This is a genomic window from Marinobacter sp. G5_S1_61_S3, from assembly GCF_054968585.1.
The window spans coordinates 138,611-159,474 of sequence record NZ_JBQKUK010000008.1 but is presented as its reverse complement, the minus strand read 5'-3'; the positions used below and the strand labels follow the sequence as shown (position 1 = coordinate 159,474).

General features: G+C 56.1%; 19 protein-coding genes and 2 tRNA genes. 15 read left to right on the top strand and 6 right to left on the bottom strand.

From position 1 onward, the window contains the following. The first annotated feature begins 61 nt into the window (after positions 1–61). From ndk to der, 9 genes are all read left to right on the top strand, one after another. Complete coding sequence (gene ndk, locus ACTRWH_RS09830) at positions 62–490, top strand: nucleoside-diphosphate kinase (protein WP_007152369.1); 429 nt, start codon at positions 62–64, stop codon at positions 488–490. A gap of 62 nt (positions 491–552) precedes the next feature. After that, positions 553–1,665, top strand: coding sequence for a dual-specificity RNA methyltransferase RlmN (gene rlmN, locus ACTRWH_RS09825; RefSeq protein WP_036208154.1), 1,113 nt, complete (start codon positions 553–555; stop codon positions 1,663–1,665). A 70-nt stretch (positions 1,666–1,735) separates the two neighbouring features. Further along, on the top strand, positions 1,736–2,518 hold the full coding sequence (gene pilW, locus ACTRWH_RS09820; RefSeq protein ID WP_126813246.1) for a type IV pilus biogenesis/stability protein PilW: 783 nt from the start codon (positions 1,736–1,738) through the stop codon (positions 2,516–2,518). Further along, a complete protein-coding gene (locus ACTRWH_RS09815) occupies positions 2,508–3,566 on the top strand; it encodes a RodZ domain-containing protein (RefSeq protein ID WP_127401124.1) in 1,059 nt (352 codons plus the stop codon). Before pilW ends, ACTRWH_RS09815 begins: the two co-directional genes overlap by 11 nt. 35 nt (positions 3,567–3,601) lie before the next feature. After that, positions 3,602–4,720 (top strand): flavodoxin-dependent (E)-4-hydroxy-3-methylbut-2-enyl-diphosphate synthase, encoded by a 1,119-nt coding sequence (ispG, locus tag ACTRWH_RS09810; RefSeq protein WP_036208144.1) that lies wholly within the window; start codon positions 3,602–3,604, stop codon positions 4,718–4,720. 40 nt (positions 4,721–4,760) lie between these two features. After that, the gene (hisS, locus tag ACTRWH_RS09805) at positions 4,761–6,041 is read left to right on the top strand and encodes a histidine--tRNA ligase (RefSeq protein WP_127401126.1); all 1,281 of its coding nucleotides are present in this window, start codon (positions 4,761–4,763) and stop codon (positions 6,039–6,041) included. 50 nt (positions 6,042–6,091) lie between these two features. Beyond that, positions 6,092–6,748 (top strand): YfgM family protein, encoded by a 657-nt coding sequence (locus tag ACTRWH_RS09800; RefSeq protein WP_127401128.1) that lies wholly within the window; start codon positions 6,092–6,094, stop codon positions 6,746–6,748. Continuing rightward, positions 6,748–7,920: an outer membrane protein assembly factor BamB gene (bamB, locus tag ACTRWH_RS09795; RefSeq protein WP_151982032.1), complete on the top strand. Its 1,173-nt coding sequence runs from the start codon at positions 6,748–6,750 to the stop codon at positions 7,918–7,920. The genes ACTRWH_RS09800 and bamB overlap by 1 nt, the downstream gene beginning before the upstream one ends. 62 nt (positions 7,921–7,982) lie before the next feature. Next, entirely contained in the window at positions 7,983–9,407 is a 1,425-nt protein-coding gene (der, locus tag ACTRWH_RS09790) for a ribosome biogenesis GTPase Der (RefSeq protein WP_036208124.1), read from the top strand. A 43-nt stretch (positions 9,408–9,450) separates the two neighbouring features. On the opposite strand, the gene ACTRWH_RS09785 is transcribed toward der, so the two are convergent. From ACTRWH_RS09785 to ACTRWH_RS09770, 4 genes are all read right to left on the bottom strand, one after another. After that, on the bottom strand, positions 9,451–11,865 hold the full coding sequence (locus ACTRWH_RS09785) for a bifunctional diguanylate cyclase/phosphodiesterase (RefSeq protein WP_036208121.1): 2,415 nt from the start codon (positions 11,863–11,865) through the stop codon (positions 9,451–9,453). A 246-nt stretch (positions 11,866–12,111) separates the two neighbouring features. Beyond that, positions 12,112–12,187, bottom strand: a tRNA-Glu gene (locus ACTRWH_RS09780). 148 nt (positions 12,188–12,335) lie between these two features. Continuing rightward, positions 12,336–13,241, bottom strand: coding sequence for a TIGR01777 family oxidoreductase (locus tag ACTRWH_RS09775; protein ID WP_228210707.1), 906 nt, complete (start codon positions 13,239–13,241; stop codon positions 12,336–12,338). 56 nt (positions 13,242–13,297) lie between these two features. Then, positions 13,298–13,684 (bottom strand): sirohydrochlorin chelatase, encoded by a 387-nt coding sequence (locus tag ACTRWH_RS09770; protein ID WP_036208116.1) that lies wholly within the window; start codon positions 13,682–13,684, stop codon positions 13,298–13,300. A gap of 96 nt (positions 13,685–13,780) precedes the next feature. On the opposite strand from ACTRWH_RS09770, the gene ACTRWH_RS09765 reads away from it, so the two are divergent. The 6 genes from ACTRWH_RS09765 (at position 13,781) to ACTRWH_RS09740 (ending at position 18,989) form a co-directional block, all read left to right on the top strand. Next, complete coding sequence (locus ACTRWH_RS09765; protein ID WP_036208113.1) at positions 13,781–14,383, top strand: DUF924 family protein; 603 nt, start codon at positions 13,781–13,783, stop codon at positions 14,381–14,383. A 161-nt stretch (positions 14,384–14,544) separates the two neighbouring features. Then, positions 14,545–15,288: a TetR/AcrR family transcriptional regulator gene (locus tag ACTRWH_RS09760; protein WP_051946981.1), complete on the top strand. Its 744-nt coding sequence runs from the start codon at positions 14,545–14,547 to the stop codon at positions 15,286–15,288. Positions 15,289–15,365: 77 nt separating this feature from the next. Continuing rightward, positions 15,366–15,441, top strand: a tRNA-Gly gene (locus tag ACTRWH_RS09755). Between the two features lie 140 nt (positions 15,442–15,581). After that, positions 15,582–16,391 (top strand): MOSC domain-containing protein, encoded by an 810-nt coding sequence (locus ACTRWH_RS09750; RefSeq protein WP_085680842.1) that lies wholly within the window; start codon positions 15,582–15,584, stop codon positions 16,389–16,391. A 1-nt stretch (position 16,392) separates the two neighbouring features. Next, complete coding sequence (locus tag ACTRWH_RS09745; protein WP_228210706.1) at positions 16,393–18,321, top strand: ATP-binding cassette domain-containing protein; 1,929 nt, start codon at positions 16,393–16,395, stop codon at positions 18,319–18,321. Then, on the top strand, positions 18,318–18,989 hold the full coding sequence (locus ACTRWH_RS09740; RefSeq protein WP_075196843.1) for a DUF6901 family protein: 672 nt from the start codon (positions 18,318–18,320) through the stop codon (positions 18,987–18,989). The genes ACTRWH_RS09745 and ACTRWH_RS09740 overlap by 4 nt, the downstream gene beginning before the upstream one ends. A 21-nt stretch (positions 18,990–19,010) precedes the next feature. Here ACTRWH_RS09740 and ACTRWH_RS09735 read toward each other — a convergent pair whose 3' ends face one another. Both ACTRWH_RS09735 and ACTRWH_RS09730 read right to left on the bottom strand, forming a co-directional pair. After that, positions 19,011–19,442 carry a universal stress protein gene (locus ACTRWH_RS09735; RefSeq protein ID WP_036208100.1) on the bottom strand — a complete coding sequence of 144 codons (432 nt, stop codon included), beginning with the start codon at positions 19,440–19,442 and terminating at the stop codon, positions 19,011–19,013. Between the two features lie 159 nt (positions 19,443–19,601). Beyond that, positions 19,602–20,417 carry a hypothetical protein gene (locus tag ACTRWH_RS09730; RefSeq protein WP_085680839.1) on the bottom strand — a complete coding sequence of 272 codons (816 nt, stop codon included), beginning with the start codon at positions 20,415–20,417 and terminating at the stop codon, positions 19,602–19,604. Between the last annotated feature and the right edge of the window lie 447 nt (positions 20,418–20,864).

Below are 20,864 nucleotides of genomic sequence, written 5' to 3'. Positions count from 1 at the left end.
GCCTCCGGACTGCGTATAATCCCAACCCTGAAATTTTTCTGAACCTGAATGGAGATAGATCATGTCAAATGAGCGCACGCTCTCGATTATCAAGCCCGATGCAGTCGCAAAAAATGTGATCGGCGAAATCTACACACGCTTCGAAAAAGCGGACCTGACCATCGTCGCTGCGAAAATGATGCACCTGACCCAGGAGCAGGCAGAAGGGTTCTACGCCGAGCACAAGGAGCGCCCGTTTTTCAATGATCTGGTTGCGTTCATGACCTCCGGCCCTGTGGTTGTTCAGGTTCTGGAAGGCAATGGTGCTATCCTGAAGAATCGTGACCTGATGGGAGCAACTAACCCCAAGGAAGCGGAAGCAGGCACCATTCGTGCCGACTTTGCATCTTCAATTGATGCAAACGCTGTTCATGGTTCAGATTCCGCCGCGTCAGCTGAGCGCGAAATTGCGTATTTCTTTAATGACAGTGAGATCTGCCCGCGCGGCTGATCAGGCTGTATCGGGCCGGACATACGTCCGGCCCGTATTGGTTATTTGATTGAGGTTATGAAATGACAGCTGTTGCTGAGAAAACCAACCTTCTGGGAATGCCCAAGGCCAAAATGGAGGCCTTTTTTGAGTCCCTGGGGGAGAAACGTTTCCGCGCAACACAGGTGCTGCAATGGATTCACCAGCGCGGGGCCGATGACTTCGATCAAATGACCAATATGAGTCGGGTGCTGCGGGAAAAGCTGAAGGCCGTTGCGGAAATTCGTGGGCCGGAGGTGGTGTACGACGAGTCCTCCAAAGACGGTACTCGCAAATGGGTCATGCGCATGGACAACGGCAACAGTGTTGAAACCGTGCTCATACCTGACGGCGAGCGCGGCACGCTGTGCGTATCGTCGCAGATTGGCTGCAGCCTCGATTGCACGTTTTGTTCGACGGGCAAGCGTGGATTTAACCGCAATCTTACCGCTGCCGAAATCATCGGGCAGGTCTGGGTTGCGCGTAAGGCGTTCATGCCGTTTGAACCCGGCCCGGACCGCCCGATTACCAATGTGGTAATGATGGGGATGGGTGAGCCGTTGCTGAACTTCGACAACGTTGTCGATGCCATGAACCTGATGATGGAGGACCTGGCGTACGGCATTTCCAAGCGACGTGTCACCGTCAGCACCTCTGGGGTGGTTCCGGCACTGGACAAATTGGGTGAAGTTACCGATGTTTCACTGGCCATTTCGCTCCATGCGCCCAATGATGAGTTGCGTAACCAGTTGGTGCCGTTGAATAAAAAGTACCCTATTGCGGAGTTGCTGGCAGCGACGCGTCGTTATCTTGCACGTCTGCCTGACAAGCGGAAGGCAACCATTGAGTACACGGTCATCGAAGGCGTTAATGATCAGCCTGAGCACGCCAGGGAACTCGCTGTTGTTCTTCGCGGCCTGCCGTGCAAGATTAACCTGATCCCGTTCAATCCGTTTCCCGAGAGCGATTTTCGCCGTCCCAGTAACAACGCGACCCGCCGTTTCCAGGCAGTCCTGAACGAGGCCGGCTTTATCGCCACGGTGAGAACCACTCGCGGTGATGATATCGATGCAGCCTGTGGTCAGCTGGTAGGGATGGTGGAAGACCGCACCAAGCGTAGTCAGCGTTATATCCAGGTGCAGCAGGTCAGTCCGTAAACCCGGTGCCGATATGCACCTTCCAATTCAAGAGGAATTGCCGACTGTGACATTTATTCCAGTGAAAAGGATGCGAGCCGCGCTTGTCGTGGTATTGCTGGCGATGTTTGTCGCAGGGTGTGTGACCAATACCGATAGCCGGTTTGCCCGCGAGGCAGATCGCGACAAGGCCGTCAGGAATTATGTCCAGTTGGGTACCGCCTACATCGGCCAGGATAATCTCGAAAGGGCCCGGCATCACCTTGAACGAGCACTAGAATTGTCTCCCGATGACCCCGGGGCGCTGGCAGCCATGGGGCTGATCTATAACGCCGAGGGCGAACCGGAACTGGCTGAGCGGTCGTTCCGGGAGTCACTCGATAGTGATCAGGGCTATACCCGCGGGCGGGTTTATTACGGTGCCTTCCTGTACGGTGCGGGCCGATTCGAGGACTCCCGTGAACAGTTTCTGGCCGCGTCGAGGGATACGTCCTACAACGACAGGGCATCCGTGTTTTTTAACCTAGGATTGACGGAAGAGAGAATTGGCAACCTTGAGGGCGCCACGACGGCGTACCGGCGCGCCGTTGAATTATCCCGTGGTGATGCAAAGTCACTGCTTGCGCTGTCACGGACGTTGGTCGAATCCGGAGAGCTCCAGGCCGCCTCTCGTCACTACAGCCGCCTGATGACGTTGATGCAACGGAACCAGAATCTCCGCCATTCTCCTGAAAGTCTTTTTACCGGCATCCGCATTGCCCGGCATCAGGGCGACAGGAACCGGGAATCGAGTCTTGCGCTCCAACTGAAGAACAATTTTCCAAACTCTGTCGAATACCAACAATACAGGGTGATGACATCCAATGGACAGTGATGACGCACAACAACCGTCGGGCCTGAGTGAGCCTACGGGCCAGTTGCTCAAACGTGCGCGTGAGCAGAAGGGGCTCAGTGTTTCCGCCGTGGCCGATGCCCAGCACCTTCGCCCGGCGATAATACAGGCGATAGAGGACGGGCATTATGAACAGATCGACAGTGAACTGTTCCTTAAAGGCTATGTCAGAACCTACGCACGACAGGTTGACCTTGATCCGGATGCGGTGATCGCGACGCTGGATGAGGAGCTCGAACCGCTACGACAGCAAAAAGTGCAGGCAGAAGAAGCGAATCCGCTGATTGATATCGAGCGTCGCAGGCGTCGCAAGCGACGCGTTGCAAAGTTTCTGCTTCTCCTGCTGGCCATAGCAGTAATTGCCTTTCTCGCATTGCGCTTTATGGGCGAATTGGACGGTATAACAGGCGACACGACGGAACCGGCTGTGTCCTCGGAAACGGCTGCTCCCGCGCAGCCTGAACCGTCCGAAGAGACGGTGTCGGTGGACGACACTGTCGATACCGAGTTAGCCGAGCCTGAAACCGAGGAAGAGGCCGATAGGCTATCCGCGCCGGTTGATGAAGCGTCGATCGTTGAGGACAATAGCGAGTTGGCAGAGCTGCCTGAGGACCCTCAGGTGAATGAGCAGGTCTCTGGCTCTCCGGCCCCGACGGTTGAAGACGATTCCGCTCCCGCTGCGCAACCTGCTGTCGATGAGATTGATGAGAGCCAGGTTCCGGTGGTGACCAGTGAGCCGGAGCCAGCGTTTCAGGAGAGCGCCCAGCCAACGGCTGCCGTCGGCAGCGCTCGCCTGGAAATGACATTCAGCGATGAGTGCTGGGTTCAGGTAACCGATTCGGCGGGCAATCGCCTGGTGGGATCCCTGCAACGGGATGGTGACAGGATTAATGTATCAGGCAGGCTGCCCATCGACGTTGTTGTCGGCGCAGTCGATGCCATCGAATCTATAAGATTTGATGGCCAACCGATTGACCTTTCCGGTTATCGGGTCGTCAACAACCGAGCAGAATTCTCGCTGGATATCTGAACGTTTCGAACCCTCTTTTGCGGTTAGCAGGCTATATGAATCACGAATCTCCGATCAAAAGACGCAAATCACGCCAGATAATGGTAGGCGATGTTCCCGTGGGTGGCGATGCGCCTATTGCTGTCCAGAGCATGACCAACACCAACACCTGTGACGTGGATGCAACCGTTGGCCAGATCCGCGCCCTGCAGGAAGCTGGAGCGGACATTGTGCGGGTATCCGTGCCTACAATGGATGCTGCGGAAGCGTTCGGCAAGATTCGCTCAATGGTGTCGGTACCATTGGTGGCTGACATCCATTTCGATCACCGAATTGCTCTGCGGGTGGCGGAACTGGGTGTTGATTGTCTTCGTATCAACCCGGGTAATATCGGTCGGGATGACCGTGTCAGCGCCGTGATCAGCGCCGCGCGGGATGGCAATATCCCGATTCGTATTGGCGTCAACGCGGGCTCGCTGGAAAAGGCACTGCAACGTAAGTACGGGGAACCGACACCCGAGGCTCTGGTTGAGTCGGCCATGCGCCATATCGACATTCTCGACCGTCATGATTTTCAGGACTTCAAGGTGAGCCTGAAGGCCTCAGAGGTCTTCATGACGGTGGCGGCATATCGTCAGATTGCTGCACAGATAGAACAACCCCTGCATCTGGGTATTACCGAGGCTGGTGGCTTTCGCTCCGGGACAGTGAAGTCCTCTGTTGGCCTGGGCATGCTGCTGATGGACGGCATTGGGGATACCATCAGAGTATCGCTCGCGGCAGACCCGGTGCAGGAAATCAAGGTCGGCTACGATATTCTCAAAAGCTTGCGCCTGCGCAGCCGGGGTATCAACTTCGTCGCGTGCCCAAGCTGCTCACGCCAGAATTTCGATGTCATCCAGACCATGAATGACCTTGAGGCTCGTCTGGAAGATGTCAACGAGTCCCTGGATGTTGCCATCATTGGCTGTATTGTAAACGGGCCGGGCGAGGCAAAGGTTGCTGACCTGGGCTTGACCGGCGGCAGCCCCAAGAACCTGTTCTACGCGTCGGGCAAGCCTAATCAGAAGCTCGACAATGCCAACCTGACCGACGACCTGGAACGGCTGATCCGTGAGGAAGTGGCGCGTCGCAAGGAAAAGGAAGAAGCGATCATTACCCGCTCGGCCGACTGAGAGCAGATCGTCAAATCACCGACACAGATAAGGTAGTAACTTGGCTAAGATCCAGGCAATCCGCGGGATGAACGATATCCTGCCAGAGCAGACGCCGGTGTGGCAGTTTGTGGAAGACACGGTCAGGAAAGTGCTTTCCCAGTACGGTTATCAGGAAATTCGCATGCCGGTGGTTGAGCAGACGGACCTGTTCAAGCGCTCTATTGGCGAAGTGACAGATATCGTTGAGAAAGAGATGTACACCTTTGAGGATCGCAACGGTGACAGCCTGACCCTGCGCCCCGAAGGTACGGCCGGCTGTGTGCGTGCCGCCGAAGAACACGGTCTGCTTTTTAATCAGACCCGCCGGCTTTGGTACACCGGCCCCATGTTTCGTCATGAGCGCCCCCAAAAAGGCCGTTACCGTCAGTTCCACCAGATCGGCGTGGAATGTTTTGGCATGACCGGCCCGGATATTGATGCTGAGCTCCTCGTGTTGACGGCCAGGCTCTGGCGCGCGCTAGGACTGAGTGAACACACCCGCCTGGAAATCAATTCCATAGGTACGTCTGCTGCCCGTCGGGAATACCGCGAGGCGCTGGTCGCGTACCTCTCGGACTACCGGGATCAATTGGACGAAGACAGCCAAAGGCGTCTTGGCTCGAACCCGCTACGCATTCTGGACAGCAAGAACCCGGTCACACAGAAGCTTCTGGTGGACGCGCCTCGCCTGGATGACTACCTCGATGATGAATCACGGGATCATTTCCGCCAATTGCGTTCGTTGCTGGACGCGGCTGGCATTGAGTATACGGTGAATCCAAAGCTGGTTCGCGGGCTCGATTATTATGGCAAAACCGTATTCGAGTGGATTACCGACAGCCTGGGCTCCCAGGGGACGATCTGCGCCGGTGGTCGCTACGATGGGCTGGTGGAGCAGTTGGGAGGCAAGCCAACGGTGGCGGTCGGTTTCGCCATGGGGCTCGAACGACTGATTTTGCTGCTGGAAACGCTCAATCTTGTGCCAGACAGTGCCAATGGCAATGCAGACGTGTATGTTGCGGCTATGGGTGAATCCACCGTGGCCCCAGCATTGGCGTTGTGTGAATCCCTTCGCGATGCCTTGCCGGGTGTGACGGTGATGGGGCACTGCGGTGGCGGTAGTTTCAAGAGTCAGATGAAGAAGGCTGATCGCAGTGGCGCCCGTTACGCAGTCATTCTGGGTGAGAATGAGGTTGCCAGCGGGACCGCCGGCCTTAAGCCGTTACGTTCGGATGAGGCGCAGCAAGACGTTGCCCAGGGCGACCTGGCAGTGGCACTGAAAGAATTGCTTGGCCGCTGATGGCGCGCCGACGAGCTACAGCATAATAAACATCTATTGCAGGAGTCATCATGGCTGAAATGCGTACTGAGGAAGAAACGGTCCAGGCAATCAAGGACTGGTGGAAAAAGAATGGCAGCTCGCTTCTGATCGGTGTCGGTGCGGCGCTGGCTATTGTTTTCGGGTGGCAGGCCTGGCAGAACCATCAAATGCAGCAGCGTACGGAAGCGGCTTCCCAGTTTGCCGAGCTGATCAATGCCTACAGCGATGAGAGCGATGAAAATCGCGCAGATACCGTTGCTTACGTGGCCGAGAACTTGCGAGAAGAATACAGCGACAGCGCTTTCGCTATCTATGGCATGTTGATGCTTGCTCGCCAGCAGGTTATGGACCAGGGCGATCCGGAAGGGGCGATCGAGTCCCTGACCTGGGCACAGGAAAAAGCCGGCGAAAGCGGAGCGTTGGCGCTGGTTATTCGCAACCGCCTGGCCCGCGCCCAGTTCTCGGCGAAACAGTACGAAGATGCTTTGGCAACCATTGAGGGTACGGACAATACCGGCAGTTTCGGCGCTATTTTTACCGAGCTTAAAGGCGATATCCTGCTAGCCCAGGGTAATCGTGAGGGGGCTCGAGAAGCGTATCTGGCGGCCCGTGAAATGAACCAGCAGGGTCGTAGCGGCATTCTTGAGCTCAAGCTATCCGACCTTGGTGTTGAGGAGGGAGCCTGATGCCCTGGTTGGTTAACGGGCATACCAGACTCCTTTCGCTTGCGGGTATGCTGACACTGGCTGTCCTTGCAGGATGTAGTACCAGTGACACCTTTGAGCAACCTGCACCGGTTCCGGAGATTTCATCCAGTGTCGGGCTTGAGCCTGTCTGGAGTATGGGTGTTGGGGACGGGCATGATGACAACTTCCTGTACCTCGCCCCTCTGAACACCGGAGACCGTTTGTATGCGGCATCAGCCGATGGCGAGGTTTATGCCGTCGGCTCCGAAAACGGCGAGGTATTCTGGTTCCGGGATCTTGACGAGGAAATCAGTGCCGGCGTTGGTGGCGATCAGGGAAACCTGTACCTGGTCACCCGTGATGCTGAGCTGATGGCACTGTCGCGCGAAGATGGTTCTGAGCTTTGGCGGCAGCCTTTGCCCAACGAAGTGTTGGCGTCCCCCCAGTCCAACGGACGCCTGGTGGTGACACAGACCATTGATGGCAAGGTGCTGGCGTTTGATACCGCCTCCGGGGAGCAGGCATGGCAATACGACAGTGATGTCCCGGTCCTGTCAATACGTGCAGCGGCGTCGCCGCTTGTCGGGGCAGACCTTGTGCTGGCTTCACTGGCCAACGGCAAGCTCATGGCGATCTCCACTGAGACCGGCCAGCCCGTTTGGCAGTATGAAGTCGGCCAGCCGCAGGGCCGTACCGAGCTTGAACGGCTTGTTGATGTGGCCGGTGAGCCGCTGATTCTAGAGAGCGCAGCGATGATTGTGGGCTATCAGGGCAAGCTTGCGCTGGTTGACCTGCAAACCGGACAGGAAATCTGGAGTCGTCCCGCCTCCAGCCTGCAGTCACCAATGATCGGCAACGGTAATATTTTTGTCGCGGGTGCCAACGGCGATATCACGGCCTACCGCGGTTCCGACCGTCGCGAGCTGTGGGTTCAGGACCGGTTATCCTGGCGGCAGCCAACGCAGCCGGTTGTCTATGAGGATTACCTGTTGATTGGTGATTTCGAGGGGTATATTCATATGTTGTCGTTGGAAGACGGCAGCCTGGTGGGTCAGCTTGAATTTGACGACGAGGGCCTGCGGGTGCCTTTCCAGCGCCTGCAGAACGGTAACCTTCTTGTGTATGGCAATAGCGGTAAACTGTCGGTATTGAAACTCCGGACGCTCGACTGAGTGCTCCTTTCCGGCCCTATCGCTGTGAAGCGCGGGCCCTGTTTAATGTGTAGCGAAAGACTATGACCCCTGTAATTGCTCTTGTCGGGCGCCCCAACGTGGGCAAATCGACACTGTTTAATCAAATGACGCGGTCCCGGGATGCGCTTGTAGCGGATTTCCCCGGCTTAACCCGTGATCGTAAATACGGTGAGGGCAATTACGAAGGGCAGCGCTTTATCGTGATTGATACCGGTGGCCTGACCGGGGGTGAGGAAGGCCTGGACGCTGAAATGGCCCGCCAGTCCATGCAGGCTGTCGAGGAAGCTGACATTGTCCTGTTTCTGGTAGATGGCAAGGCCGGCCTCAATGGCGGCGACGAACTGATTGCTGCCCATCTTCGGAAAACCGGCAAGCGGGCGCATCTGGTGGTCAACAAGACGGATGGCCAGGACCCCGACATCGCCGCTTCCGATTTCTACGGCCTGGGCTTTGAGTCTACCTATCTGATTGCTGCCTCTCACAACCGGGGCATTCGCTCCATGCTGGAAGAGTTGCTGCCGTCCGAGGAAGAGCGCGAAGGGCAGGACCGTGCCGATCGTTATCCGGGCATACGCATTGGTATTGTCGGGCGACCGAACGTGGGCAAGTCAACATTGGTCAACCGCATGCTCGGAGAGGACCGGGTGATCGTCTATGACATGCCCGGCACCACCCGGGATAGCGTTTACATCCCGTTTGAACGCATGGATAACCAGTACACACTGATCGATACGGCCGGTGTGCGCCGGCGCAAGAATGTCAGTGAGGTGGTGGAGAAGTTTTCCATCATCAAGACCCTCCAGGCTATCGATGACGCCCATGTGGTCATCCTGGTTATCGACGCCCGGGAAGGTCTGGTGGACCAGGATCTTCATCTGATTGGCTTTGTTCTGGATGCCGGCCGTTCCCTGGTGATTGCGGTCAACAAATGGGACGGCATGGACCCGGACGACCGGGCCAAGGTAAAAGAGCAGGTTCAGCGCCGCCTGGACTTTCTTGATTATGCTGACAAGCACTACATATCTGCCCTTCACGGCTCCGGTGTGGGCGTCATGTACGATTCGGTTCACGCCTGCTATGAGTCAGCGATGGCCAAGTGGCCGACCAATCGCCTGACGGCCATCCTCCAGGATGCTACCGCCCAACATCAGCCGCCGCTTGTGCAGGGGCGTCGAATAAAGCTGCGGTACGCCCACCAGGGTGGGTCCAACCCTCCAGTGATTGTGGTGCATGGCAATCAGACTGACGCGTTGCCAGGGGCTTACAAACGCTATCTGGAGAATACCTTCCGTAAAGTGCTGAAGGTCAATGGTTCTCCCATTCGCTTCGAGTTCCGTTCCAGTGAAAACCCGTTCGCTAATAAGGTTAGCCGGCTTACGCCGCGTCAGAAGGTCAAACAGGACAATGACCTGAAGAAAGGGCGGCCGGTACGGAAGAAAGCGCGAATGAAGAGCAAGAAACGCTGAAACGATCCGACCGTCGGGGCAGCGCCAGGCAGTCGGTGCTGCATCAAAGGGCGCGATGGTTGGTCTTTAGCCACTCCTGAAACTCGTTTTCGGGCATCGGCCTGCTGTAGAAATAGCCTTGTGAATAATCACAGCCTTCCTGTTGCAGGAAGTGTGTCTGGGCTTCTTCTTCCACGCCTTCTGCAATTACACTCAAGCCAAGACTGTGGGCCATGTTGATGATGGCCTTCACCAGCGAGGCGTCCTCCCGCTCCTTCATCACGTCCTGAACAAAGGATTTGTCGATTTTCAGAGTATCGAAAGGGTAGCTCTTGAGGTAGCTGAGCGCGGAATAGCCGGTACCGAAGTCATCAACTGACAGGCGAATGCCGGATTGATCGAGTTGCCGCAGGATATCGGCGGTTTCTATGGTGTTATCAAGGATCAGCCGCTCAGTGATTTCCAGTTCCAGTTGCTGGGGGGGCAAACCGCTGGCTTTGAGAGCATTCATGACGGTGTCGACAAAGCCCGGATCCCTGAATTGCCTGGGAGATACGTTGACTGAAATGCCGATGTCCGTACCAGTGGACTCTTTCCAGCGTATGGCCGCCAGGCAGGCTTCCCGTAACACCCATTCACCAATCGGCGTTATCAGGCCGGTTTCTTCCGCCAGGGGTATAAACCGGTCGGGCATGACCATACCCATACCGGGGTTATTCCAGCGCAGCAGGGCTTCGGCAGAGCACAGTTGTCCGGACTCAGTGCGAACAATGGGCTGGTAGTAGAGCTCAAACTCTTTTTGCTCCAGGGCCCGGCGCATCAGCGATTCCATCTGCAGCCGTTCATGGGAGACTTCCGTCATTTCCGGAGCAAAGAGAGCATAGGCACTTTTACCCTTGTGTTTGGCCTGGTACATGGCGGCATCGGCGTGTTGAAGCAGGGTGCCGCTGTTATCGGAGTCGTTCGGGAAAACGGAGATACCGATACTGGTGGTTACGAACACTTCCTGGCCATTCAGCAGGTAAGGAGGGGCAAAGGTCTTGAGGATACGCTCTGCCACCTGTGACGTCGCCTCGGGGCCCGTCAGGCCGGGCAATATCACCAGAAACTCATCACCGCCAAGCCTGGCGACAGTGCTGGTACCCCGAAGGCAGCTGGAAATCCGTCGTGCGGCCTCTATCAGGAGGTTGTCACCGGCGTCGTGCCCAAGGGTATCGTTAATGTGCTTGAAGTTGTCCAGGTCGAGAAACATCACGCCAACCAGGGAGCTTTCGCGTCTTGCCTGGGCCAGGGCCAGTTTCAGGCGATCCAGGGCGAGCATCCGGTTGGGAAGCCCGGTCAGGATGTCGTAGTTAGCCTGTCTGAGCAGTTGTTGCTCGTAGCGCTTGCGAATGCTGATATCTTCGCCAAGAATTAGGTAGCCGGTGGCTTCGCCCTTGGAATTCTTGATGGGGGTTACGATCAGTTGTTCCCAGAAGCGCTCACCGTTCTTGCGAACGCTGTTGATTTCCCCCTGCCAGACCCCCACGCGTTGGACCTGAAGTCGGATGGATTGCCACAGTTGGCGGTTTTCTCGATGGGCCTGTGCATCCTCGGATAGCACGCCCGGGTGTTTTCCGGCGATGGTGGCAGCGTCGTAGCCGGTGAGCTGGCTGAATTTCTGGTTGGCGTATTCGATACGCCACTGGCGATCACAAATCAGCACCGATGACGGGCTTTGCTCAATCGCCTTGGAGAATTTTCGGATTTCCTGGGCATCGCGCTCCTGTCGTTCGAGGTCATCGTTGAGACGTTCCCGCATCTGGTTGATGGCAACGGTGACCTGGGCCAGTTCGTCATTTCGATTCAGTTGGGTGTCCGGTCGGTCCAGTTCAAGCGGGTCTGACAGGTTGTTGAGTGAGAAATTGCGGGCGTAGTTGGCCATGGTGGTCAGGTGCCGCGCAATGAAGTGCTGGAAAATCCAGATGATCAGGATCGAAACGAAAAAGGTCTTCAGGAACTGGGTGGTCAGCACCACTACGACTTTTTGGCGCATGTCCGAGAACACCCGCTTCAGATCGGCGGTGATGGTCAACTGACCCAAACTGAACATTTCATCACCCTGGTGGGTGAGCTTGAACGTATGGCTGATTGTCTGGGCGTTGCGAGGGATTTCGCCCATGACCAGTTCGGAATCCGGTTCAATTTTGAGGCGTAGGTGAACGATGTCTGGCAGGCTGAGTATGCCTTCGAGCTGGGTCTGTAGGAGTTTCTGATCCAGCGCCCATAGGCTGCGGGCCAGACTGGAAGTATAGCCGGTTTCGACAACCATCATGCGCCTGTCGATCTGCGACAGGTCCTTCCGGTAATCCGAGTATATCTGGATAGCTGAAGAGATGAGCGTGAACAACGAGCTGAACAACAGGATGTATGCGAGCAGCCTGAAGGACAGGGGAGACCCGGTTCGAAATCGTTGCAGGCGAGTCAACAGTTTTTGCATGTCCTATACTTCGGCCACCCTGGCAGGTTTCAATGAGCATGGTCAGACGGTGTTCTCAGGACTATAGCAGCAGTTTCTTGCAAATGCCTCGCAAATACAGGAAAAATCGGGAGAAATGTGTCACTGTTCAGGATTTGTTAATGTCTTGGGAGCGGGCAGTGTTCGGGGGCGTTGAACGCCTGCGCATGCGGGACTGATCAGGTGGGAGTTCAGGGTGGACCTGCAAAGAAAAAGAAGCTGAAAAAATGGCGTCCCCTAGGGGGTTCGAACCCCTGTTGCCGCCGTGAAAGGGCGGAGTCCTAGGCCACTAGACGAAGGGGACGCATCGCTTCAAAAGCTTGCCTCGTCGAGGTGGCGCGTATATTAAGTAAGGCGATACGAGCTGTCAAACGGTTTTTAAAAAAATAATAGCTTTCGCGAGCACAGCAGGTTGGTCGAGGAAGCTGCCCTGAACCTTTCCGAGGACCGCCTCAGTACCTTACCGAATCCGCCAGGGCTGGGCCCAATTCAGGATACTGGAAATGGAACCCTTCGGCTTCGAGTCTTTCGGGTATGGCCATTTGGCCGGTCAGTAACAACCGGGACATTTCGCCCAGCGCCAACTTGAGGACCGGACTTGGTGCCGGGAAAATGGCCGGCCGGCCCAAAACGCGGGCAAGACACTTTGTAAACTGCCGGTTGGTGACCGGGTTGGGGCTCACGACGTTGTAGGGGCCGTTGGCCTTGTCGGATTCGAGCATCCAGACAAGCGCTGCGACCACGTCGTCCCGGTGAACCCATGGCATGAGCTGTTCGCCATCGCCAAGTCGTCCCCCAAGACCCAGGCGGAAGGGTAGAAGCATGCGCTGCAGGAAACCGCCACCCGGGCCAGCAACAACCCCCGTCCGCGACAGGCATACGCGAACGCCGTCAGCCTCCAGGCTCAGAGCTTCCTGTTCCCAGTCACGGCACATGCGATGAGTGAATTCGTCATGGGGCAACGTTTGCTCAGTCACGCGTTCACGGCCCTGGTCGCCGTAGAAACCCACCGCAGAACCGGACACCAGCACGCGCGGGAGTGATTCCCAGCTCCTTATCACGTTCGCCAGGAGGCTAGTAAGGCCGATACGGCTGTCCCGCAGTTCCTGTTTGCGGCGATCGGACCACCGTTTATCGGCGATGCCTTCGCCAGCCAGGTTGATAACCGCACCGAACCCCGGGTGGCCTCGTAGGAGCTCGAGATCTCCCAACGCCTCTACACGTCCACAAAGAGCCTGAACGTTTGCCGTGGACTGTCTGCTGAAGACGGTTGGGGCGTAGCCTTTGCTGATCAGTTGTTGGCACAATGATTGGCCGATGAATCCGGTGCCTCCGGTGATCAGAATCCGATTATCCATTGCTGCTCGCTCCTGGGTCGGTTAATGGTCGGCTATTGATAGTTGTCGGTGATGGGTTATGCCGGCTGTTTGTGGCTGTCGAGTTCGTGGATCACAACGTCACGAATGGCTTTCCCCAGTTCGGGGTTCTCACCGATGGGTGGTGCAAGCGTAATGCTGACCTCGTGTTGGCTTTGTAGCCCCTCGATCATCGCGGGAACGTCTTTTCTGAGATGACGGCCCGCCGCCAGGAACAGCGGCACGACGGTATACTGTCGGACGCCTTCACTTGCTCCCTCGCTGATAACCGTATCTAGGGAGGGCTCTGCCAGTTCCATATAGGCAATGCGGGACCCGGGTACAGATTCAAGTGTCGGGGTTGCCAATGCTTCGAACGTCCGGCACCAGCGCTCATCGCTGCTTCCATGGGCAAGTAGGATTATTCGGGGAGCTTCTCCGTTCATAGTATCTCCTGGTATGAATAAAAGCTGGGATAGTAATCTAAAGTGTAGCAGCCGCAGGCCTGCCACTGTGCTGCTCGATGACGATAGGATGGGTATATGTTCGATTGGAAAGAGATTCTGGATTTCTGGTTTGGTGAACTTGATGAGCACGGCCTGCCGGACAGCTTTCACAGGAATCGCTGGTTCCGTTCCACGCGTGCCTTCGACCAGGAAATCCGGCGACGCTTCCTGTCGATGGTCCTTTTTGCGTCAGAGGACGGTCTGCGGCACTGGCGCAAGACGGCCGGTGGGGCTCTTGCAGAGATCATCCTGCTGGATCAGTTCACACGGAATATACATCGGGGCGGAGCGCTGGCGTTTTCCAATGACCGGTTGTCTGTAAAGCTCTGTAAGGCAGCGATGCGTGATGGACAGGACATGGAATTGCCCCCGGTAAAGCGGGGCTTCCTCTATATGCCGCTGCAGCACTCGGAAAAACGTGAGGATCAGGATCTGTCTGTGGAGTGTTACTCGCAATTGGCCGCCGCCACCGATGGCATTGTCGGAGATTTTATGGAGAGTTTTCTACAATCCGCCCGTGACCATCGGGATATCATCCACCAATTTGGCCGTTTTCCACACCGCAACCAGGCACTGAAACGCTCCTCAAGCCCGGAGGAGCAAGCCTACCTGACCAACGGTAAGCGCTTCGGCCAATAAATGCCTTCAAATCCGTTCAACAGGCTGGAACTGCCAAGCCCATCAAGGTTTCATGGCGCCTTATGCGGCAGAATTTACAAAAACTAACAAGAATCAGGCTTCGCTGCACAGGTCTCAGGGCCATTGCAGGCGGCCGGCGATCGAAACAAGGAAAACCAGCCATGGGGCAGTTACAGAACCCCGCACTCCAGGCGAACAGTGAACTGCCGGAGAACCGATTACTTCGGCAGTCGATTCGCTACAGGGGGCGCAAGACCTTACGTGTAAAAAGCGAGCTACGGCGTCTTAAAATCCTGGAGGCGACCCTTCGAATTGCAGCTCGTGACGGTTTGCGAGGCATCAAGCATCGAGCTGTTGCGAGGGAAGCGAAAGTGCCTCTGGCCGCCACCACCTATTACTTTCGCGATATTCATGAATTGATCAGTGACTCATTCATGCTTTTCGCTGAAAAAGCCCGGGACAATCTTGATGGCTTTTATGACACCATCAATCTGGTGCTGGATACCACCCCTGCAGAAACCCTTCGGCGCAATGGTCCCCAACGCAAAGAATTGGCTGCGCGTTTGTCGGTAATATCGACGGCCTATCTCCATGAGCAGTTTACAAAGCGAAGGCAGCAGATGCTGGCGGAGCAGGTGTTCCTTATGGAAGCGCTAAGGGATGACCGTCTTGCGGGCCTGGCAAGAAGCTATCGTGAAGCCTGGACCGCAGGCCTGCGGCAGATACTGAAGCGGCTGGACTCGCCATCACCGGAGAGAGACGCAACGCTGCTGGTGAATGTCACTCTGGGTATGGGATACGATTCTTTACTCAACGATCAGCGTGTGGATTACGCTGCACTGTCTGAGACCGTTGCGCGCGTGATCGGGTTGGCGTTAGGCGAACAGGAGATCGTACCGGTCTGAATATGGGGATGAAAAAGGTCCTGAAAAAAGAGTTGACGAACCAGGATGAATCCGTAGAATACGCGTCCGTTGATCAAGCGGGAATAGCTCAGTTGGTAGAGCACAACCTTGCCAAGGTTGGGGTCGCGAGTTCGAATCTCGTTTCCCGCTCCAGATTCCAAAAACCCGGTCTTTTCGAAAGGAAAGGCCGGGTTTTTCATTTTTAGCCTGCAAGCCACGGTCTTCACACCCTGTTCTCGGTTATACTGCCAGGTCATATTGGATGCCTTGTCGTCAGTGTTTCGGGAGCGCCCATGCAGGTACATTCTTTGTATGTCTATCCGGTCAAATCCCTGGCCGGAATCCAGGTTTCTTCATTCCTTCTGGACGAGTTCGGTCCGGCCGATGACCGTCGCTGGATGATCGTTGATTCCGAGCGCGAGTTCGTTACCCAGCGAAGCAATCCGGAACTCGCCATGATCAAAACCCGGTTGGACTCAGGTCAGGTCTTTGTCGATATACCGGGGGAGGGCGAGTTTCCATTGTTGCCGGACACTGAGGAGTGTCGTGTCAGGGTCTGGCGGGACTGGGCGAAAGCAGTGTACGGAGAGGACAAGGCATCTGCTGCGCTGTCCCGCTACTGTGGCCAGACATTTCGCTTTGTGTATATGCCCGAGGAAACCTTCCGCCGCGTTGATGCGAGCCGGGTTACCGAGTATCGTCGGGTCAGCTTTGCCGATGGTTTTCCATTCCTGATCACCAATCTTGCGTCCCTTGAAGAGCTGAACTCGCGCCTTGATTCGGCCATCGATATGCGAAGGTTCCGGCCAAACATTGTTGTTGAGGGCGCGGGGGCCTGGGATGAGGACAACTGGACATCTGCACGCATCGGGGAAACGGCATTCACGCTGGTAAAGCCCTGTTCCCGCTGTGTTATGACCACCGTGGACCCGGACCAAGGTGTAAAGTCCGTAGATCTGCAGCCTTTAAGGATGCTTGGAACCTATCGGCGAACCTCTGACGGCGTCATTTTCGGAATGAACGCCATTCATGAATCGGACGGGACCATCCGGGTCGGTGATCCGATTACTCTGCAAACGACTGCCACAACGGAGAATCAGTAACGTGCCATTGTTAACGCTGGATGCCGTATCCCTTGCTTTTGGCATGCAGCCATTGCTCGACCAAGCCTCTATGACCATCGAGGCAGGTGAACGTGTGTGTCTTCTTGGCAGGAATGGCGAGGGAAAATCCACACTACTGAAGATCGTCAGCGGTGAGGTAACGGCGGACGGCGGTGTTGTCCGGCTGGACGACGGTGCGGTGTTGTCAGTGCTGCCCCAGAATCTCCCCATCAATGATACTCGAACCGCGTATGAGGCCGTTTCCGGTGCTTTCCCGGAGACCGGGGAATTGCTCGCGGAATTTCATCGGTTGTCCCAGACTGCGGATGAAGCCAGCCTGGATCGGCTGATGAAAGTACAGGAGCGCCTTGAGGCGCTGGATGGCTGGCGTCTGGACCAGAAAGTCGGCGCCATCCTCGAGCAATACGGCATCGACCCGGAGCAGCGTCTGAACACGCTCTCCGGCGGTTGGCAGCGACGCGTCCTGTTGGCGCGTGCCCTGGTGACCGAGCCGGATATCCTGTTACTGGATGAGCCTACCAACCACCTGGATGTGCCCGCCATTGCCTGGCTGGAAGAGGCCCTTGGTCAATTCCGTGGCGCGATTCTGTTTGTCAGCCACGACCGCGCGTTTATACGCCGCATGGCCACGCGCATCGTGGAACTGGACCGCGGGCATCTGGTGAGTTTTGCCGCTACGTACGACCGCTATCTGGACCTAAAGGAAAAGGCTCTGGAGGAGGAAGATCGCCAGAATGCGTTGTTCGACAAGCGGCTAAAACAGGAAGAGGCGTGGATACGCCAGGGGATTAAGGCTCGTAGGACCCGCAATATGGGCCGGGTGAGGGCGCTAAAGGCCATGCGTGAAGAACGCCAGCAACGTCGCGAACGCGGTGGAACTGCGAGCTTTTCGGTGGAAGACGCCGCCCGTTCCGGAAAACTGGTGGTGGAAGCCAGTGATGCCGGATTTGCCTATCCTGATGGTACCGCGGTCATTCGCGACATGAACATGACGGTCCTCAGGGGCGATAAGATTGGCCTCGTTGGTGAAAATGGCACTGGGAAGACCACCCTTGTCCGGCTAATGCTGGGAGACCTGAAGCCCACAGATGGCCGAATTCGCCTCGGCACCAATTTGCAGATCGCCTACTTCGACCAGCTCCGGGGTGAGCTCGATCTTGAACGCAATGCGCTGGATAACCTGTCCGAGGGGCGGGAGTTCATCGAAATTAACGGCCAGAGCAAGCACGTACTGGGATATCTGCAGGAATTTTTGTTCAGCCCGGAACGGGCGCGGTCCCCTGTGCGTGTCTTTTCCGGGGGTGAGCGTGCGCGTCTTCTTCTTGCCAAGCTCTTCAGTAAGCCTGCCAATATCCTGGTGCTGGATGAGCCGACCAATGATCTGGACGTGGAGACCCTGGAGTTACTTGAATCCCGGCTGGTGGAATTTGCCGGTACTGTGATCGTTATCAGCCACGACCGCGAGTTCCTCGATAACGTCGCTACTGATACGGTGTTCCTGGACGGCTCTGGCAGAGTCGCGGAGTTTGTCGGTGGGTATACCGATTGGCGGAGGCAGGGTGGCCGGTTCCCTTCTGAGGGGGTAAGCCGAAAGGCCACTAAGCCGCCAAAGAACCAGAGCCCAGTGCCGGAAAAGAAGCCGGAAACGCCCGCAGTGGCAGACACCAAAAAAACAAAACCCGTAAAACTCAGCTACAAACTGAAGCTTGAACTGGAAAAACTTCCGGGCCAGATTGAAGAGCTGGAGGCGGAACTGGAAAAGCTTCGGGCACAGATTTCCGATCCGGAATTCTACTCCGGGCCCGCTGAGAGCGTCTCCACGACCCTGGCGGACCTCGGGGACAAGGAAGCCCACCTGGAGAAGGTCATCGAGCGCTGGATGGAGCTGGAAGAACAGGCGAATCAATGAATGTAACGTACCACTTCAAATTTGAAGACAAGCGTTCCGAGACGTTTAAAGTAACGGACCGGCCAGCTGAGCCGGTGGGCAACCTGCCGAGCTGGACAAGGTTGGAGCACTGCCAATGCGCCAACTGCCCGCTGAAAGCATCGGAGTCGCCACGATGTCCCGCCGCCGTTGAAATGCTTCCGGTTGTGAATGCCTTTCAGGCAGAGGACGCCTACCAGAAGGTGACTGTGGAGGTTACAGACGACCGCAGGCGTTATTCCAAGGACACCACGCTTGAGGAGTCCCTGAGGTCATTGCTGGGGCTGAAAATGGCGACAAGCGGGTGTCCGGTGTTGTCCGAACTGAAGTCGATGGCCGTGCATCACTTGCCGTTTGCCAGCAACGATGAATTCATCATGAGGAGTGTGTCTCACTACCTTTTGCAGCAGTACCTGGCGAAACGTAACCACAAGGAGCCAGACTGGGAACTGAAAGGGCTGGTGGAGAGAAATCAACGCCTGCAGTTGGTCAACCAGGCATTATGGCAGCGGATCCATTCGGTGTGCGAGGGGGACAGTAACCTGAAGGCATTGCTGAACTTCTTCTCAATGGCCTCCAGTGTGAGTTTTTCCCTGGAAAGTCAGCTTCGAAAACTGGAAGCAAAAATGAAGGGCGACGGCGCCGACTAGGGCGCCGCGGCCATCGTCCGGCTACTGGATGCGGATCGCAAGGACATCGCAGACGGTGCCATGCAACACACCGTTGGCGGTTGATCCTAGAAGCAACTGGAATCCTTTGCGGCCGTGGCTTCCCACGATGACCAGGTCCACACTCTGCTCTTCAGACAGCCGATGGATTTCGGATTCAGGGCGCCCCACCGTCACTATCTGATTGTCTTTGCCAACGTTGTACTTTTCACCGTACCCGGCAAGCTGTTCCTTTGCCGCCTTGTCCAGTTGATCCTGAAGTTCCGTCAGGTCCATCGGAATGTCGCCCCCATAGGCGTAGCCAACAGGCTCCACTACGTGCACAAGCATCAACTCAGCACCATGGGCTTTGCTTATTTCGACGGCCTTATTGAGTACCTGGGGGGCCTCTTCGGTCAGATCGATTGCCACCAGTATCTTCTTATAGATCGACATCGCATCGCTCCTTCGCGGATGGGGTCAAACTCTTGGTGTGCCAAAGCAGTACCTTGTCCCATAAGTGTAAACCAACACTGACAGGTATCAATGACTGACTGGAAAGGTGACAAAAGGAGAGTTGGCTGGGGCTACAATCTGCCCCAGCCGGCGTGGACGTCAGGCGTTTTCGCGCAACAGGCCAATGGTTGTTTCCAGGCCCCGGAGAATGCCTTTGGAATAGCGGTCGATCACAAACGCAACGTTGTTGTCGTTATAGTTAATATAGGAGCCCCGAATGAACTCCCACTTGGAGGTCAGGTCGTCCAGAGCGGCTTTTAGTGGGCCCTGGGCACCGCCTTTGGTGATCTGTGACAGGAAGGCGTCAAACTGCTTTGCCTGCTCGTCAAGAGGGATGTCGTTGGAGGAGCCCTGGAAGGTTTGCGATACCGAGGAATGGGTGCGGGCGGAGTACTTGGCCATCATCTGTGCCATAGTGACTGCCGCCGAGCGTGCGGCTTCAACTCTCTGGGCAGTTGCGACTTCGGCGCTTTCCCGGGCAACCGCGTACATCTCTGAAGCCACCTGGTTCATCGATAACGCCTGGTTCGCCATATCGGACACCAGGCGCAGGTCGGGATAACCGGTGTTGCGCACGTCGTTGATGTTGCTCCGCATCAGATCCTTGAATTTGTCGAACTCCACGTTGAGGCTTTCAACCTGTTCTCCGGACAGTACGCCGGCGGTGCTGTCGGCGACCGAATTCATGGATTCGTTGGCGGCATTGATACTGGCGACAATCTCGTTCAGGGTTTCGGTATCGCCGCTTGCGCTGAACCGATAGTAGGCGTCGAGTGCCATGTAGTTATTGACCCGGAAGTTATGCAGGTCCGAAAGAAAGCCGTCGCCTTCCTGGGCGCGGACCGTAAAGGAGGTGATCAGTAACAGCACGAGCGCCGTTACCAGGGAACGTACCCGCAAGCGAGCGTCTTTCATCGGATGGGTCTCCGTTAAGGCTGTTTTATTATTGTGGACTAAAGTCTTAGGCTGAAGGTAAAGTAACTCCGCCGACCAATCAAGTTGTTTTAGGGGGCGCTACGGGAGTAAATGTAAACAAATTTAAAATTTACGTGATAAACCTACCGTTTCGCATCAATACCTCGAACTACATACTTGATAAACAACAATTCCATTCGCCTCCTGATGCCGTTCGGCTGTCCATTTCGAGGCTGGTCGGGTTGATTCTTCCAGAAACAAATTGACAAACGAGCCGTTTTTTTTCATCGTGTCACACCACGATTCAAACGACTGTATGAATTTTTGGATCGCTTGATCGGGTATTGATTGAAAACAGTGACCGAAATCTCGCTGCATCAGCGGTCGTCTTGCGAAGCGCTTGTGCGGCTGTTTCAGCAGTTCCAAACACAGACTGGAGATCAGTTG